We start from the raw sequence: 16,465 nt of genomic DNA, 5'->3' as shown, positions 1-16,465 counted from the left end.
CGCTCGCAATAGGGACAATCAAGCCCATGAACCGAGAACTCGAAGACCTTTTCGCCCACAACCGGGAGTGGGCCGCCCGCATGGAGCAGGAGCGCCCAGGCTTCTTCACGAGCTTGAAGTCGCAGCAGTCGCCGCGCTATATGTGGATCGGGTGCAGCGACTCGCGTGTGCCGGCCAACCAGATCACCGGCCTGGAGCCGGGCGAGGTGTTCGTCCACCGCAACGTGGCCAACGTGGTGGTGCCCACCGACCTCAACTGCCTGTCCACCATTCAGTATGCGGTCGACATGCTCAAGGTCGAGCACCTGATGGTGGTGGGCCACTACGGCTGCGGCGGCGTGAACGCCGCGCTCAGTGGCACCCGCGTGGGTTTGGCCGACAACTGGCTGCGGCACATCAAGGATGTCGCCAGCCGCCACAAACCCCTGCTTGACACCACGGATGCCGAGCACCGTGTGAGCCTGCTTTGCGAGCTCAATGTGATCGAGCAGGTGGTCAACGTGGCCCAAACCACCGTGGTCCAGGACGCCTGGGCCCGGGGTCAGTCGCTCACCTTGCACGGCTGGGTCTATGGCCTGTCCGACGGCCTCATCCAGGACCTGCACATGACGGTGGACAGCCCCGCCGACCTCGAGCGCGTGTACCGCGGTGCCGTCGGCGCGGTCGGTGGCGCCAAGCGCAATTGACCTCTTTTCCAGGGGGCCTGCGCCTCGTCAGTGAGGCCGCTTTTTGAATGCTTTTTCCACGGAGCACACCATGTCCGAATCCATCGTCATCGTCAGCGCTGCGCGCACGCCCATGGGCGCCTTTCAGGGAGATTTCTCCGCCCTGTCCGCCCACGACCTGGGCGGTGTTGCCATCAAGGCGGCCATCGAGCGTGCCGCCATCTCGCCCGAGGTCGTGGGTGAGGTGCTGTTTGGCAACTGCCTGATGGCCGGCCAGGGCCAGGCGCCGGCGCGCCAGGCGGCCTTCAAGGGTGGCCTGCCCCAATCGGCGGGCGCAGTCACCCTGTCCAAGATGTGCGGCTCGGGCATGCGGGCGGCGATGTTCGCCCACGACATGCTGCTCGCGGGCAGCCATGAGGTGCTGGTGGCCGGCGGCATGGAGAGCATGACCAACGCGCCTTATCTGCTGCTGAAGGGCCGCGGCGGCTACCGCATGGGCCATGACAAGGTCTACGACCACATGATGCTCGACGGCCTGGAAGACGCCTACGAGGCCGGTCGTTCCATGGGAACCTTTGGCGAAGATTGCGCCGCCCAATACAAGTTCTCGCGCGAGGCGCAAGACCACTTCGCCACCACCAGCGTGCAGCGCGCCAAGGCGGCCACCGAGTCGGGCGCTTTTGCCAAGGAGATCGCTCCGGTCACCGTCAAGAGTCGTGCCGGCGAGGTGCTGGTCTCCGTGGACGAGGGCCCGGGCAAGGTGAAGCTCGACAAGATCCCGACGCTCAGGCCCGCCTTCAAGAAGGACGGCACCATCACCGCGGCGTCTTCCTCCTCGATCAACGATGGCGCTGCCGCCCTCGTCATGATGACCGAGTCCACCGCCAAGCGCCTGGGCTGCAAACCGCTGGCGCGCGTGGTGTCCCATGGCACCCACGCCCAGGCGCCCGAGTGGTTCACCACCGCCCCGGTGGGCGCCACCCAGAAGGCTCTGGCCAAGGCGGGCTGGAAGGTTGCCGACGTCGATCTGTGGGAGGTTAACGAAGCCTTTGCCGTTGTGCCCATGGCGCTGATGGCCGACCTGAAGGTGTCGCACGAGATCGTCAACGTCAACGGCGGCGCCTGCGCTCTGGGCCACCCGATCGGCGCCTCCGGCGCCCGTATCCTGGTCACCCTGATCCACGCCCTGCAGGCCCACGGCAAGAAGCGGGGTCTGGCCACGCTGTGCATCGGCGGCGGCGAGGGCACGGCGATGGCCATTGAGCTGGTCTGACCGGCGCAGGCGGGCCCTCTTGAGACGGAGACTCCATGCTGCTGACCCCCGACCAAGACATGATCCGCGAAGCGATCCGCGCTTTCGCGCAGGAGCAGCTTTGGCCCCACGCCGCACGCTGGGACCGTGAGCATGTGTTTCCGCGGGAGGCACATCAGGGCCTCGCCGCGCTCGGCGCCTATGGTGTGTGCGTGCCCGAAGAGTTCGGTGGCGCCGGCCTTGACTATGTGAGCCTGGCCCTGGTGTTGGAAGAAGTCGCAGCCGGCGACGGCGGCACCAGCACCGCCATCAGCGTGAACAACTGCCCGGTCGCTGCCATCCTCATGCGCTATGGCAACGCGGCGCAGAAGAAGGCGTGGCTCACCCCCCTGGCACGCGGCGAGATGCTGGGGGCCTTTTGCCTCACCGAGCCGCATGTGGGCAGTGACGCCTCGGCCTTGCGCACCACTGCGGTCCGCCAAGGGGACGACTGGGTGATCAACGGCGTCAAGCAGTTCATCACCTCGGGAAAGAACGGCCAAGTGGCGATCGTCATCGCCGTCACCGACAAAGGCGCTGGCAAAAAAGGCATGAGCGCCTTCCTTGTGCCGACCTCGAACCCAGGCTACCAAGTCGCCCGGCTGGAAGAGAAGGTGGGCCAGCACTCCAGCGACACCGCCCAGATTCGCTTCGAGGACTGCCGTATCCCGGCCGAAAACCTCATTGGCGAGGAGGGTGAGGGCTACAAGATCGCGCTCAGCTCGCTGGAGGGTGGGCGCATCGGCATCGCCGCGCAAAGTCTGGGCATGGCGCGCAGCGCGCTCGACGTGGCGGTGCAGTACGCCAAAGAGCGCGAGAGCTTTGGCACGGCGATCTTCACCCACCAGGCCGTGGGTTTTCGCCTGGCCGACTGCGCCACCCAGCTCGAGGCCGCGCGCCAGTTGATCTGGCATGCCGCCGCCTTGCGCGATGCCGGCCGGCCTTGCCTCAAGGAGGCGGCCATGGCCAAGCTGTTTGCGTCGGAGGCGGCCGAGAAAGTGTGCAGCGCCGCCATTCAGACCTTGGGCGGCTATGGCTATGTGAGCGACTTTCCGGTGGAGCGCATCTGGCGCGACGTGCGGGTGTGCCAGATCTACGAAGGCACCTCGGACGTGCAGAAGATCATCATTCAGCGCGCGCTCTGAGCGCGCTGGGTGCCGCGGCCAGTTTGCTCAGGGCATCGGGGACAATTCGCCGTATGCCCGGCGTCTTGAGTGACCACGACCCCTGCCCTTGTGGCCGCCCCGATCCACGCGGGCGGCCGTTGTCTTTTGGCGCTTGCTGCGGCCGCTGGCGCGAGACGCCTGCGCCGGATGCGGAATGCCTCATGCGCTCCCGCTACAGCGCCTTCGTGCGCGAAGACACCGCGACTCTGCTGGCCACCTGGCACCCGCGCACCCGGCCCGCTGCCTTGGAACTTGAGCCTGGCCTGCGCTGGCTGGGTTTGGAGGTGCGTGATCACCGCACCACGGGCGCGGACCGGGCCGAAGTGGAATTCGTCGCCCGCAGCCGGCCGATCACCGGCGCGGCGCACCGCCTGCATGAACGCAGTCGTTTCCTTCGCGAGGATGGCCGCTGGTACTACCTGGATGGAGAACTATCTTGACCGCATTACCCCGCTTCGACGCTGTGCTTTTTGATTGCGATGGCGTCCTTGTGGACAGCGAGCGCATTACCAACGGCGTGCTGCGTGACATGCTGGAAGAAGAAGGCTGGCGCTTGACCCTGGCCGAAACCTTGGCCATCTTTCTGGGTAAGGCTGTGCGGGACGAGCGTGGGCGTATTGAGGCCGAGACCGGCAAGCCGTTTCGCGAGGAGTGGCTCAAAGCCTTCCATGTCCGCCGCAACGAGGCGCTGCGCCTGCGCCTGCAGGCGATCCCTCATGCCCCCGAGGCCGTGGCCCGCATCCACGCGCAATTCGGCGGCCGCATTGCCTGCGCCTCCGGCGCCGACCTGGGCAAGGTGCGGCTGCAGCTGGAAAAGACCGGGATGATGCATGCGTTTGAGGGTCGCATCTTCAGCGGCCACGACCAGCCCCGCTCCAAGCCGCATCCCGACGTGTACCTGGCTGCCGCCCGCGCCCTGGGCGTCGACCCGCGCCGCTGCGCGGTGGTGGAGGACACGGCCACTGGCGCTACCGCGGGTCTTGCCGCGGGTGGCACGGTGTTTGGCTTTTGCCCACCCGAGGCTGGGCACGATACGCCGGCCCAACTTCGGGCGGTGGGCGTCCAGCACTTTTTTCAGGACATGGCCGACCTGCCAGGCCTCCTGACCTGAGGTCCCTGCGCAGGAGGGCCGCGCGGGGGGCCTCCTTCAGCGGTAGCGGAGCTTCATCACCAGCACCGCGAGCGCGAGGGCCAGTGTGATGGCGTTGGCCACGTAAATGGGCGCTTCGCCCAGCATCACGCCATAGACCAGCCACAGCGCCACGCCGGTGGCGAACAGGCTGTACATGACCAGGGAGATGCCGCTCACATCGCGCGTGCGGAAGGTCTTGAGGGCCTGCGGCACGAAGGACACCGTGGTGAGCGTCGCGGCGGTGTAGCCGATGAGGTCTTGAATATCCATGGATGGCTTGATTGTCCCAGACGCCGGCACAATCGCTGAGGCTTCAACCCTCCCGGATGGTCTGGTTCATGAAATTCAAGATGGCGCCCAACTCGCTGTTCGCGGTCCTCCTGCGCAAGCCGTGGTGGGTGAGCTTGGTGGTCGCCGCCGCGTTCGCTCTGGTGGCCCTGGCCTTGCTGCCTGTGGATCTGAAGGTCGTGGGCGCCCTCGGAGCCCTGCCGTTTTTTGGCATCAGCGTGGTGGCACTGGTGCGCCAGTGGCATGCGCCAAGCGCCCGCGAGGTCGAGTCGGTGACGCAGGCGGTGGTCGCCATGGGCTGGGCCGATTTCTCCAGAGCACTCACGCGGGCCTATGCCGCCCAGGGCTATGCTGTCCGCCCGACCGAGGGTGGAGCCGACCTGCTGCTCGAACGCGAGGGGCGCAAGTCCCTCGTGGCTGCCCGTCGTTGGAAGGCGGCCCGCCACGGCGAGGAATCGGTGCAGGCGCTGGTCGACGCGCTGGCGCGCGAGGGCGCCACTGAGGGCCTGTACCTGGCTCTGGGTGACCTCAGTGCCAACGCGCAGCGCCTGGTGCGCCAGCACGGCCTGCGGCTGGTGCAGGCGCCCGAGCTCGCTCAGGTGCTGCGCGGTGCGCTGTCCTCGGGCGGCTGAGGCGGGGCGCCTTCTTGCGCGACACGCCCGACGCGGTACCCGCCCCCTTGCACGAGGAGCGCGAAGGTCATTCCTGTAGCCGTCGGCGAAATTGCGCGGGCGAGGTACCGGTCCAGCCGCGAAAGGCGCGGATGAAGCTCTTCTCGTTGCGAAAGCCCACCGCCGCCGCCACCTGCTTGACGGGTTTGGCGCCGCGATGCAGCAGCTCGCGTGCTCGGGCGCTGCGGACTTCGTCCTTGAGCTGCTGCAGGCTCGCGCCTTCCTCCTTGAGCTGTCGGTGCAGGGTACGCGCCGACAGGTTCAGGTGCGCCGCAATTCCGTCCGCTTCGTGCGCAATACCAACCTGTGTGGCCAGCACCTGCCGCACCTGCTGCACCAGCAAACGGTCGCGCCGGTACTGCAGCACTGTGAGCGGCAGGGCCCGTTGCAGCATAAGGCGAAGCGCGGCCTCATCCCGCACCAGGGGCAGGCGCAAGTAGCGGGCATCGAAGCGGATTTCGGCCTGGGTCGCGTCGAAGCGGTGCAGACCCGGAAACATATGAACGTAGGCTGTGGCGTGAGCCGGCGCAGCGAAGGGAAAGCGCGCCTCGTGCAGCGGGATGCGTGAGTCCACGTACCAGCAGGCCAGGCCATGGATATTGCGAAGCAGGTGGACCAGGCTGAACTCGCGCGCGTCCTCGGGCAGGGCGAGGTGGCGCGGGCGCTCCTCGATCGAGATGGTGGCGGTGTCGCCCAGCACCGACAGGTGCAGGCGCAGGTCCTCGGCAAGCAGTCCGTGATGGCGGCACCAGCGTTGCACCGCCACCCCGAGGTTGGGCGCGCTGAGTGAGGCGCGCGCCAGCATGCCGTAGCTGCCCCAGGGCAGGCGCCGCGAGTAGGCGCCCAGGGCTTCGTCGTCCAGGGCCTGCATGGCCGCACCCGAGAGCCATTCCATTTGCAAGGCGCTGATCCGGGCCTCGACTTTTTGCAGTTGACTTGGCGTGATCTGTGCCTGTCTCAAAATCCCGGCCGGGTCCAGACCCCGGCGCCGTATGGCCGCCACTATGACCTGTGCAAAAGCCATTGGCGTGACGGCCGCGGGAGTGGTGCGGCGCGCAGCGGGGCGCTCGGAGTCTGGGGTGGACATTCCCGCAGTGTGCTGAAAGATGGCACGATTTGCAACCTCTGTGGCGGAATACTGCCGGTGGGCCTCACTAAGCTTCAGGGGCTTCGAGGAGATCTGCATGTCCGTCATCGTGTCCCAACTCAACCCCCGCTCGGCCGAGTTCCAGGCCAATGCTGAGGCCATGCGGACCCTCGTCGAGGACCTGCGTCGCCAGGTGGCCGCTGCGGCCGCCGGCGGTGGTGAAGCTGCGCGGGCCAAGCATGTGGACCGCGGCAAGTTGCTGCCCCGCGAGCGGGTACAACTGCTGCTGGACCCCGGGACGCCCTTCCTGGAGCTTTCGCCCCTGGCGGCCCACGGCCTGTACAACGGCGACGCACCTTGTGCGGGGCTCATCGTCGGAATCGGGCGGGTGAGCGGAGTGGACTGCATGGTCGTCTGCAATGACGCCACGGTGAAGGGCGGTACCTACTATCCCGTGACGGTGAAGAAGCACCTGCGGGCGCAGGAGGTGGCGCAGCAAAACGGCCTGCCCTGCATCTATCTGGTCGACTCCGGGGGCGCCAATCTGCCGAATCAGGACGAAGTCTTTCCGGACCGCGACCACTTCGGCCGCATCTTCTACAACCAGGCTCAGATGTCGGCCCAGGGCATCGCCCAGATTGCGGTTGTCATGGGCTCGTGCACGGCTGGCGGCGCCTATGTGCCCGCGATGAGCGACGAGTCCATCATCGTCAAGGAGCAAGGCACCATCTTCCTAGGCGGCCCGCCATTGGTGAAGGCCGCCACCGGCGAGGTGGTGAGCGCCGAGGACCTGGGTGGCGCAGACGTGCACACCCGGCTCTCGGGCGTGGCCGACCACCTGGCCCGGGATGACACCCACGCCTTGGCCCTGACTCGCCAAGCGGTGGCCAATCTGAACCACCGCAAAGACCATGGCCAAAGCCTGCAGCCGGCCAAGCCCCCGCGCCACGATGCCTCCGAATTACACGGCGTGGTGCCCACTGACACCCGCAAGCCCTTCGATGTGCGCGAGATCATTGCTCGCATCGTCGACGACTCCGAGTTTCACGAGTTCAAGGCCCGCTATGGCGCCACGCTGGTCTGCGGGTTCGCCCACATCGAAGGCATGCCGGTGGGCATCGTCGCCAACAACGGCATCCTGTTCTCTGAGTCAGCGCAAAAGGGGGCTCACTTCATCGAGCTGTGCTGCCAGCGCAAGATCCCGCTGGTGTTCCTGCAGAACATCACCGGCTTCATGGTGGGCCGCAAGTACGAGAACGAAGGCATCGCCCGCCATGGCGCCAAAATGGTGACCGCGGTGGCTACGGCGAACGTTCCCAAGTTCACCGTCATCATCGGAGGCAGCTACGGCGCCGGCAATTACGGCATGTGCGGCCGCGCCTATTCGCCGCGCTTTCTCTGGATGTGGCCCAACGCCCGCATTGCAGTCATGGGCGGCGAGCAGGCCGCCGGCGTGATGGCCACTGTGCGGCGCGATGGCATCGAAGCGCGCGGAGGCTCCTGGAGTGCCCAGGAGGAGGCCGCCTTCAAGCAGCCCCTGCTTGACCAGTTCGCCGCCCAGTCGCACCCCTACTACGCCTCGGCGCGCCTGTGGGATGACGGCATCATCGATCCGGCAGACACACGGCGGGTCCTGGCGCTGGGGCTGTCGGCGGCGCTGAACGCGCCCATTCCCGAGCCCAAGTTCGGCATCTTCCGCATGTAAGCACCCCGGCCCTTATTTCCACATTTATCTGGAGCCAACCATGAAGCACCTTCTGCTGTCCTTCCACCAGGGTGTGGCCACTGTCACGCTCAACCGTCCCGAGGTGCGCAACGCCTTCAATGACGAGGTGATCGTCGAATTGACCGCTGCCTTTCTGGCTCTGTCAGACCGTGACGATGTCCGCGCGGTGGTGCTGGCGGCCAATGGCTCGGCCTTCTGCGCGGGCGCCGACCTCAACTGGATGAAGCGCATGGCCACCTACACCCGCGAAGAAAATCTCGCCGATGGTCGTGGCCTGGCCCGCATGTTGGAAGTCATCTACACCTGTCCGAAGCCGACGGTGGTACGGATCCAGGGCGATGTATACGCCGGTGGCATGGGCCTGGTGGCCGCCTGCGACATGGCCGTTGCCGCTGAAGGCGCCCACTTCTGTCTGAGTGAAGTCAAGATTGGCCTCATCCCCGCCACGATCAGCCCCTACGTCATTCGGGCGATGGGCAGCCGGGCCGCCCATCGCTGGTTTCTCACCGCTGAACGTTTCTCTGCTGCGCAGGCGCATGGCATGGGCCTGGTGCACGAGGTGGTGCCGGCCGATCAGCTCGATGCGCAGGTGCAGGCCATCACCGGCGCACTGGTGGCGGCAGGCCCGGATGCGATGCGGGCCTGCAAGCGCCTGCTGCACGAGGTCGGCGGTCGTGAGATCACGCCGGGGTTGATCGACCGCACGGTCGAAGGTATCGCCGACATCCGCGCCAGCCAGGAGGGGCGCGAGGGTATCCGCGCCTTCCTCGAAAAGCGCAAGCCCGCCTGGCTGCAACCCTGAAGCGCCCGGATCTCCACCGCCTACCGAAAGACACCGAGCATGTTCAAGAAAATCCTGATCGCCAACCGAGGTGAAATCGCCTGCCGGGTGGCTGCGACCGCCCGCCGCATGGGCGTGCGCACAGTGGCGGTGTACTCCGATGCCGACGCAAATGCCAAGCATGTGGCGGCCTGCGACGAGGCGGTGCACATCGGCGGTAGCGCACCCAAGGACAGCTATCTGCGCTGGGAGCGCATCCTGGAGGCGGCACGGGCCACCGGCGCCGAGGCGGTACACCCCGGCTACGGTTTTCTGAGCGAGAACGAGGAATTCGCCCACGCCTGCACCGAGGCTGGCCTCGTCTTCATTGGCCCGCCGGCGGCGGCCATTCAGGCCATGGGCTTGAAAGCCGAGTCCAAGCAGTTGATGGAAAAAGCGGGCGTGCCCCTGGTGCCCGGCTACCACGGCAGCAACCAGGACCCGGCCTTCCTGCGCCAAGAGGCCGATCGCATCGGTTACCCGGTTCTGATCAAGGCCAGCGCTGGCGGCGGTGGCAAGGGAATGCGGGCCGTCGAGGCATCGGCCGCCTTCGATGTGGCGCTCGCCTCGTGCAAGCGGGAGGCGATGAGCAGCTTCGGTGACGACGCGGTGCTGGTTGAAAAATACGTGCAGCGCCCGCGTCACATCGAGATTCAGGTCTTTGGCGACTCCCAAGGTCACTGTGTCTGGCTGTTCGAGCGTGACTGCTCGGTCCAGCGCCGGCACCAGAAGGTGCTGGAGGAGGCGCCTGCCCCGGGCCTGACCGAGGCGATGCGGCGCCAGATGGGAGAGGCGGCCGTGGCCGCGGCACGGGCGGTGAACTACGTCGGCGCGGGCACGGTGGAATTCATCGTCGAGCAGCGGCCCGACGGTGACATGGCCTTTTTCTTCATGGAGATGAACACCCGGCTCCAGGTGGAGCACCCGGTCACCGAGGCCATCACTGGCCTGGACCTGGTCGAATGGCAGTTGCGCGTCGCCAGCGGCGAGCCGCTGCCGCTCACACAGGAGCAACTGGTGCGCAGCGGCCACGCCATCGAGGCGCGCATCTGCGCCGAGAACCCGGACAACAATTTCTTGCCGGCCACTGGGCGGCTGCATGTCTATCGCAAGCCCGCAGCCGTGGCCTTTGAGCGTGGCGCTGTGCGGATTGACGACGGTGTGCGCGAGGGCGACGAGATCTCGCCGTTCTATGACTCCATGGTGGCCAAGCTGATCGTGCACGGCGCCACCCGTGAAGAGGCCCTGGCCCGGCTGGATGCCGCGCTGGCCCAGACCCATGTGGTGGGGCTGGCCACCAATGTGCAGTTCCTGCGGCGTGTGGTCCGCAGCCGTGCCTTTGCCAGCGCCGACCTGGACACCGCCCTCATCCCGCGTGAGCAGGCGGCCCTCTTCCACCAGCAACCCTTGCCCGCAGCCCTGGTGGCTGCGGCCTCGGTGGCGATGACTCTCGAGAGGGAAAAGGCGCTCGAAGGCCCGGACCCCTTCAGCCGGCGCGACGGCTGGAAGTCCCATGGCGAGTCGCTGCGGCGCCTGACCTATGTACTTGATGGCGAGCCGCTGCCCGCCGAGCTGCGCTATGGCCACGAAGGCCGGCGCCATCTCGCGGCAGGCGTGGGGGATGCACGTTTCGAGGGCGATCTGTCTTGGCAGGCGCAGCCCGCAGGGCCGGGCCTGGCGCTGGACCTGTGCTTTGCCGGCTGGCGTGAGCGCCTGCATGTTTACCGTCGTGGCGAAGAGGACCATGTCTTCGCTGGCCAGGGCGCCGCTGTTGTGGCTGCCCATGACCCTCTGGCCCATGCGGGCGAGGGCGAGTCCGAAGGCGGGCGCCTGACCGCGCCCATGCCGGGCAAGGTGGTTTCCTTCGCGGTTCAGGCGGGCGATGCGGTCCGCAAAGGCCAGCCGCTGGCGGTGATGGAGGCCATGAAGATGGAGCACACCATCGCCGCTCCGGCCGACGGCCAGGTGCTCGAACTGCTCTACGCCCCGGGTGATCAGGTCGCTGAAGGTGCGGAGCTGCTCAAACTCGAGGTCGCCTGAGCCCGGCGTGGGCGCAGGCCGTGCTTGCTAGCTGGGCCCCTCACTCGGGCCTGTAAACCGGGCCTGTAAACCGTGACCTCAAGGCACAACCGGCCGCCAGCGACAATCCTAACCATGCGAATTGCCTTTTGCTGCACCCACACCACGGCCGAACCCTGGGTCGAGCGCCTGCGCGCGGCCCTGCCCGAGGCGCAAATTGAGGCCTGGGTACCCGGGGCACCACAGGCTGATCACGCGGTGGTCTGGACCCCGCCGCAGCAGTTCATCGACGAACAGCCTGGGCTGAAGACGCTGTTCAACACCGGCGCTGGCGTCGACGCCTTGCTGCGCATGCGCCTGCCCCCCAGCATGACCGTGGTCCGACTCGACGACGCCGGTATGGCGGTGCAGATGGCCGAGTTTGTTTGCCAGGCCTTGGTCCGTCATATGCGGGAGCTGGACCTGAGCGAGTCGCAGATGCGCCAAGGCCAGTGGTCGTTCCGGCGGCCCCGCCTGCGCGTCGACTTCCCGGTGGGCATTCTCGGTATGGGCGTGCTGGGCCGGCGTGTCGCTCAGGCAGTGGCGCATTTCGAATTTCCTGTGCGCGGCTGGAGCCGCACGCCGCAAACCATGCCCGGTGTCGAGTGCTTTCATGGCCCCGAGGGGCTGGATGCGTTCTTGTCGGGTACACGGGTGCTGGTCTGCCTGCTGCCGCTGACGCCGCAGACCGAAGGCATCCTCAATCGGAAGACGCTGGGCCGGCTGCTGCCAGGGGGCTACTTGATCAACGTCGCCCGCGGCGCGCACTTGGTTGACGAAGACCTGCTGGCCTTGCTAGATGAAGACCGCTTGGCCGGCGCCACCCTCGACGTGTTCCGCAAGGAGCCCTTGCCCGAGGCGCACCCTTTCTGGCGCCATCCCAAACTCACGCTCACCCCCCACACTTCGGCGCGCACCCTGCGCGACGAGACCATCGCCCAGATCGTCGGCAAGATACGCGCGATGGAGCGGGGCGAGCCCATCGCTGGTGTGGTGGATCGCGGGCGCGGCTACTAGCCCAGGCCGTTCACTGACGCCCCCGCGAAGACAGACACGAGACCTCACCATGAAACTTCCCCGCACAGTCAGCCTGGTTGACGTCGGCCCGCGTGATGGCCTGCAAAACGAGAAGCAGCCGGTGCCCGCCGCGGCCAAGATCGCCCTGGTGCATCGCTTGCAGGAGGCGGGCCTGCGGCGTATCGAAGTCACCAGCTTCGTCAGCCCCAAGTGGGTGCCTCAGATGGCCGACAACGCCGAGGTGATGGCCGGCATCGCGCGCCAAAGCGGTGTCGCTTATTCGGTGCTCACGCCCAATATGAAGGGTTTCGAGGCGGCACTAGGCAGCCGGCCCGATGAGATTGCGGTCTTCGGTGCCGCCAGCGAGGCCTTCAGCCAGAAGAACATCAACTGCAGCATTGCCGAGAGCATCGAGCGCTTCGAGCCGGTGGTGGCGGCGGCCCTGGCCCGCGGCATCAAGGTCCGCGGCGCCATCTCCTGCGCTGTTGGCTGCCCCTATGAGGGCGACGTCGCGCCCGAGCGCGTGGCGCTGGTGGCGCGCCTGATGAAGCAAATTGGCGTGCAACAGGTGGGCGTGTGCGACACCATCGGTGTGGGCACCGCCGCGCAGGTGCAGCGAGCGATGGAGGCCGCCTTGCAGCACTTCGACATCGACCAGGTCTACGGCCACTTCCATGACACCTACGGACAGGCCCTGGCCAACACGCTGGCCTCGCTTCAGATGGGTGTCTGGCAGTTCGACACCTCGGTCGCCGGCCTCGGGGGCTGCCCCTATGCCAAGGGCGCGACCGGCAACGTCGCCACCGAGGACGTGGTCTTCATGCTTCAGGGGCTGGGCATCGAGACCGGCATTGACTTGGACAAGCTGGTGGACGCGGGCGCGTTCATCAGCGGTGTGCTCGGGCGGCAGCCGCAGTCGCGCGCGGCCACCGCCATTCTCAACAAGCGAGCGGCTTGAGGCCACAGCGAATCATGTGCGGCGCTGAACTCCAGTCATTGCCCGATGGCGTCCAACGGGTCGCGCGTGCGCTCGAGGCCTTGGGTCACCCCCATATGCCAGTCATGCTGGATGACGCCGCGCGCACCGCGCAGCAGGCCGCCGATGGCCTGGGTATTGCCCTGGGGCAGATCGCCAAGAGCATCATCTTCCGGCGCAAGTCCGACGATGCAGCGGTGCTGGTCATCACCTCCGGAGACCGGCGTGTCGACGAGAAGAAGGTGGACGCCTTGGTGGGCAAGACCGGCCGTGCTGACGCCGACTTCGTCCGCGCCCGCACCGGGTTTGCGATCGGCGGTGTCTCGCCTCTGGGCCACCTGCAGCCGCCTGTGACGCTGATCGACCGTGACCTGTTTCGGTTTGAGGAGATCTGGGCCGCCGCGGGACACCCCAACGGCGTTTTTCGCTTGCGACCGCAGGACTTGCCCGGGCTGACCGGCGGCGCGCCAGTGGCCGACGTGGCGCAGGGGCAGGGATGAGCAAGTTGCCCAGCGACCTTCAACGGGGCGCGCTGTATCAGACTGCTGCGCGCCAGGCGTTGATCACCCAGGCGGCGTTGGTGCAGGCCTCCGGCAACGGCGCCCCGGGCGTAACCTCCGCGGCCCCCTCGCCCTGCGTGTCTATCTGTCAAATGGACGGTGCCACGGGCTGGTGTGGTGGCTGCCTGCGCACTTTGGACGAGGTCGCTGCCTGGTCCAGGCTGTCCGACGCCCAGCGGCGCGACCTGTGGCAAGTTTTGAGCGAGCGCGCCCAATTCCTGACCCGCCTCGCCGCCCGTCCTCTTCCCCCCGCAGCGCCATAAGGTGAGCTACCTTTTGGCTCGGTTTCAGCTCCTTTTGCCTTTTTCGTCACCGAGCACTTCACGGCTCACGGCCTCCTCGCGGCATCCGGATTAACCCGCGCTTTAAGGCGATTGATGGCCTGGGAAGGCCATTTCATTCGTGCTTACCCGGAGACCTTAACCACACCCCAGGCCGGTCGTAAGAAACTTGTAAGGCGAAATTTCAACATTCCGGCAGACCTTCAAAGTGCCCGGTGATGCTCACGCTGCTCGTCATTGTCAAGTTGATCTCTGAGATCGCCCTCATGTGCCTTTTCGGCCGTTGGGTGCTTGGCTTGCTCGCCGGCGCCGGGCGTGAGCAAAACCTTTTCTACCAGGTGCTCGACATAGCTGCTCGCCCCTTTCTTCGCGTCACCCGCTTCGTCGCGCCCGGTGCGGTACTGGACAGACATGTGCCGCTGGTGGCGTTTTTGCTCCTGGGCTTTGCCTGGTTGCTCGTCACCCTCTGGCGGATCCAGATCTGTGTCGAGATTGGAGTTGATCTGTGTCGTTGATTCGCCCCCTTCATTTGGCTGTGCTCCGTTGGCAAGCCCGCGTCACGCTGGTGCTCGGCATGCGTGAGCAGGCCCTGCATTTGTTCGAGACCATGAACCGTCTCGACCCATCGAACGCCTATGCCCTGTCCAGCCGCGCGCAGGTGGAGGGCCAGTTGGGCCGCCACGAGGCGGCCTTGGCGCTGCAGCGGGAGTTGACGGCGCTGTGCCCGGATCAGGCCCACGCCTGGTTCAACCTGGGATTCATGCTTGAAAAGGCCGGCCATCTGGACGATGCGCTGGCCGCCTTCCGCGAGGCGACACGCTTGTCGCCCCAATTGGACCGGGCCTGGTACGGCCTTGGCCTGGTGCTGATACAGCTGCATCGTTTCGACGAAGCGGTTGAGGCTCTGCGGAAAAACACCGAACTGCAACCCATGAGCCCCTATGGCTGGTACCAGCTTGCCCGGGTTCATGTCGACCGGCAACGGCCCGATGAGGCGGCGAAGATTATTCGCCGTCTCAAAGGGTTCGAGCCAAAGGTGGCGGCCCAACTGGAACGGGAGACCGGCCTGCGCGTCGCGGGGCCGGGTTAGGGACCGAGGGTCGTCAGCCGCACCGGTCGAGACCGGGCGGATTTTCAGCCGCGGCCGGCTGCAGCCGGGTGGGAAACCACCTGGGGCCGCGATCCGCCCGATAGGGCGAAACAAGAGAAGGCAGGAGACATGCAACTCACGGAAAGTCATCGCCAGTATTGGCGAAAAAACCTCAACATCACTGCGGTGCTGTTGGTCATCTGGTTTGTGGTGACCTTTGGCGTGGCCTATTTCGCCCGCAGCCTGAGCTTTAACTTCTTCGGCTGGCCCTTCAGCTTCTGGGTCGGCGCGCAAGGAGCGCTCATCACCTACTGCGTGATCATCTGGTTTTACGCCCGCTACATGAACAAACTCGACGTCGAGCACGGCGTCGCTGAAGAGGAGTAAAGAAATGGCAGGACTCTTCGGTGATGACGCCAGTGGCGTCACGAGCGCAGCGGCTAACAAGGCCTTCAAGGCCAACCTGAACAAGGTCTACACGTGGTACGTGGGCGGTTTCATCATCTTCGTGGTGGCCTTGGCCATCCTCGAGCAGATGGGGCTGTCTCGGCAGTGGATCGGCTACATCTTCTTGATGGCAACGATCGCTCTCTATGCCGGCATCGGCTTCATGAGCCGTACCAACGATGCAGCTGAGTACTATGTGGCCGGACGTCGCGTCCCCGCCATGTACAACGGCATGGCCACGGGCGCTGACTGGATGTCGGCCGCCTCGTTCATCGGCATGGCCGGTACCCTTTACCTGACCGGTTACTCGGGCCTGGCCTTCATCATGGGCTGGACCGGTGGTTACTGCCTGGTGGCGCTTTTCCTGGCGCCCTACCTGCGCAAGTTCGGACAGTTCACTATCCCGGATTTTCTGGGCGAGCGCTACGGCGGTAACTTCCCCCGCTTCCTCGGCATTTTCGCTGCCATCCTCTGCTCGTTCGTTTATGTGGTGGCGCAGATCTACGGCGTGGGCTTGATCACTGCGCGCCTGACCGGCGTTGCCTTCGAGCTGGGGATTTTCCTCGGCCTGGCAGGTATTTTGGTCTGCTCCTTCCTGGGCGGTATGCGCGCAGTGACCTGGACCCAGGTGGCCCAGTACATCGTGCTGATCGTGGCCTACATGATCCCCGTGGTCTGGCTGTCGGTTAAGCAAACCGGTATCCCGGTTCCGCAGGCCATCTACGGCATGCAGCTGGAAAAAGTGACCGCTGCCGAAAAGCGCCTGACTGACGACCCCAAGGAAAAGGAAGTCCGTGCCATCTTCGCCGAGCGTTCTGCGACGCTGGCCGAGAAGCTCAAGGACCCCGCCGCTGCTTTGGCGGCCGACAAAGAGGCCGCCACCAAGAAGCTTGATGAGCTCAAGACCGCGAATGCCCCCCAGGCTGATATCGCAGCTGCTCAGAAGGCGCTCGATGCACTGCCCAAGGATGCTGAAGCGGCCAAGAAGGCTTGGACCGCTGCCAAGGCAGGTGCTGACACCCGCTCCCGGCCGCTGAACGGCATGCCCGCGCATGCCCAACAGTACTCGGGCAACCCGGATGGCGATGCCAAGGCCAAAGAGACGTACGACACATCGCGTCGCAACTTCCTGGCTTTGATCTTCTGCTTGATGGTGGGTACAGCTGCGCTGCCGCACATCCTGATGCGCT

The 16,465-nt window shown here is 66.0% G+C and carries 19 protein-coding genes; 17 read left to right on the top strand and 2 right to left on the bottom strand.

Annotated features, from left to right (window positions below):
- Nucleotides 1-26 precede the first annotated feature (26 nt).
- From can to QE494_RS12830, 5 genes are all read left to right on the top strand, one after another.
- Nucleotides 27-686 (top strand): carbonate dehydratase, encoded by a 660-nt coding sequence (gene can, locus QE494_RS12850; RefSeq protein ID WP_300043830.1) that lies wholly within the window; start codon nucleotides 27-29, stop codon nucleotides 684-686.
- 70 nt (nucleotides 687-756) lie between these two features.
- Nucleotides 757-1,938 (top strand): acetyl-CoA C-acyltransferase, encoded by a 1,182-nt coding sequence (locus tag QE494_RS12845; RefSeq protein ID WP_300043829.1) that lies wholly within the window; start codon nucleotides 757-759, stop codon nucleotides 1,936-1,938.
- A 35-nt stretch (nucleotides 1,939-1,973) separates the two neighbouring features.
- On the top strand, nucleotides 1,974-3,101 hold the full coding sequence (locus QE494_RS12840) for an acyl-CoA dehydrogenase family protein (protein WP_300043828.1): 1,128 nt from the start codon (nucleotides 1,974-1,976) through the stop codon (nucleotides 3,099-3,101).
- 53 nt (nucleotides 3,102-3,154) lie between these two features.
- Nucleotides 3,155-3,562, top strand: a complete 408-nt coding sequence (locus QE494_RS12835; RefSeq protein ID WP_300043826.1) for a YchJ family protein — start codon at nucleotides 3,155-3,157, stop codon at nucleotides 3,560-3,562.
- On the top strand, nucleotides 3,559-4,233 hold the full coding sequence (locus QE494_RS12830) for an HAD family phosphatase (protein WP_300043825.1): 675 nt from the start codon (nucleotides 3,559-3,561) through the stop codon (nucleotides 4,231-4,233). Before QE494_RS12835 ends, QE494_RS12830 begins: the two co-directional genes overlap by 4 nt.
- A 36-nt stretch (nucleotides 4,234-4,269) precedes the next feature.
- On the opposite strand, the gene QE494_RS12825 is transcribed toward QE494_RS12830, so the two are convergent.
- A complete protein-coding gene (locus QE494_RS12825; RefSeq protein ID WP_300043824.1) occupies nucleotides 4,270-4,524 on the bottom strand; it encodes a SemiSWEET transporter in 255 nt (84 codons plus the stop codon).
- 68 nt (nucleotides 4,525-4,592) lie between these two features.
- On the opposite strand from QE494_RS12825, the gene QE494_RS12820 reads away from it, so the two are divergent.
- Complete coding sequence (locus tag QE494_RS12820) at nucleotides 4,593-5,174, top strand: restriction endonuclease (RefSeq protein ID WP_300043822.1); 582 nt, start codon at nucleotides 4,593-4,595, stop codon at nucleotides 5,172-5,174.
- A gap of 67 nt (nucleotides 5,175-5,241) precedes the next feature.
- Here the strand turns inward: QE494_RS12820 and QE494_RS12815 are convergent, their stop codons facing one another.
- Nucleotides 5,242-6,300 (bottom strand): AraC family transcriptional regulator, encoded by a 1,059-nt coding sequence (locus QE494_RS12815; RefSeq protein WP_300043821.1) that lies wholly within the window; start codon nucleotides 6,298-6,300, stop codon nucleotides 5,242-5,244.
- A gap of 97 nt (nucleotides 6,301-6,397) precedes the next feature.
- Between QE494_RS12815 and QE494_RS12810 the strand changes: the two genes are divergently transcribed.
- From QE494_RS12810 to QE494_RS12760, 11 genes are all read left to right on the top strand, one after another.
- Nucleotides 6,398-8,005, top strand: a complete 1,608-nt coding sequence (locus QE494_RS12810; protein WP_300043819.1) for a carboxyl transferase domain-containing protein — start codon at nucleotides 6,398-6,400, stop codon at nucleotides 8,003-8,005.
- Nucleotides 8,006-8,045: 40 nt separating this feature from the next.
- A complete protein-coding gene (locus QE494_RS12805) occupies nucleotides 8,046-8,828 on the top strand; it encodes an enoyl-CoA hydratase/isomerase family protein (protein WP_300043818.1) in 783 nt (260 codons plus the stop codon).
- Nucleotides 8,829-8,867: 39 nt separating this feature from the next.
- Nucleotides 8,868-10,886 carry an acetyl/propionyl/methylcrotonyl-CoA carboxylase subunit alpha gene (locus QE494_RS12800; protein ID WP_300043817.1) on the top strand — a complete coding sequence of 673 codons (2,019 nt, stop codon included), beginning with the start codon at nucleotides 8,868-8,870 and terminating at the stop codon, nucleotides 10,884-10,886.
- A 114-nt stretch (nucleotides 10,887-11,000) separates the two neighbouring features.
- A complete protein-coding gene (locus QE494_RS12795; RefSeq protein ID WP_300043816.1) occupies nucleotides 11,001-11,921 on the top strand; it encodes a glyoxylate/hydroxypyruvate reductase A in 921 nt (306 codons plus the stop codon).
- 49 nt (nucleotides 11,922-11,970) lie between these two features.
- Nucleotides 11,971-12,879, top strand: a complete 909-nt coding sequence (locus QE494_RS12790; protein WP_300043815.1) for a hydroxymethylglutaryl-CoA lyase — start codon at nucleotides 11,971-11,973, stop codon at nucleotides 12,877-12,879.
- Nucleotides 12,880-12,893: 14 nt separating this feature from the next.
- Nucleotides 12,894-13,397 carry a YbaK/EbsC family protein gene (locus QE494_RS12785; RefSeq protein WP_300043814.1) on the top strand — a complete coding sequence of 168 codons (504 nt, stop codon included), beginning with the start codon at nucleotides 12,894-12,896 and terminating at the stop codon, nucleotides 13,395-13,397.
- Entirely contained in the window at nucleotides 13,394-13,720 is a 327-nt protein-coding gene (locus QE494_RS12780; protein WP_300043813.1) for a DUF1289 domain-containing protein, read from the top strand. Before QE494_RS12785 ends, QE494_RS12780 begins: the two co-directional genes overlap by 4 nt.
- Nucleotides 13,721-13,956: 236 nt before the next feature.
- A complete protein-coding gene (locus QE494_RS12775) occupies nucleotides 13,957-14,253 on the top strand; it encodes a hypothetical protein (RefSeq protein WP_300043812.1) in 297 nt (98 codons plus the stop codon).
- A 59-nt stretch (nucleotides 14,254-14,312) separates the two neighbouring features.
- Nucleotides 14,313-14,828: a tetratricopeptide repeat protein gene (locus QE494_RS12770; protein WP_300043811.1), complete on the top strand. Its 516-nt coding sequence runs from the start codon at nucleotides 14,313-14,315 to the stop codon at nucleotides 14,826-14,828.
- Between the two features lie 129 nt (nucleotides 14,829-14,957).
- The gene (locus tag QE494_RS12765) at nucleotides 14,958-15,215 is read left to right on the top strand and encodes a DUF4212 domain-containing protein (RefSeq protein ID WP_300043810.1); all 258 of its coding nucleotides are present in this window, start codon (nucleotides 14,958-14,960) and stop codon (nucleotides 15,213-15,215) included.
- Between the two features lie 4 nt (nucleotides 15,216-15,219).
- On the top strand, nucleotides 15,220-16,465 hold a 1,246-nt coding region (locus QE494_RS12760), incomplete at its 3' end, for a VC_2705 family sodium/solute symporter (protein ID WP_300043809.1).

The sequence above is a fragment of the Ramlibacter sp. genome, from assembly GCF_029866045.1.
In the GTDB taxonomy this organism is placed as follows: Bacteria; Pseudomonadota; Gammaproteobacteria; order Burkholderiales; family Burkholderiaceae_C; genus Ramlibacter.
Note: the sequence above shows the minus strand (reverse complement) of the source record. Positions and strands in the feature narration are given on the sequence as shown.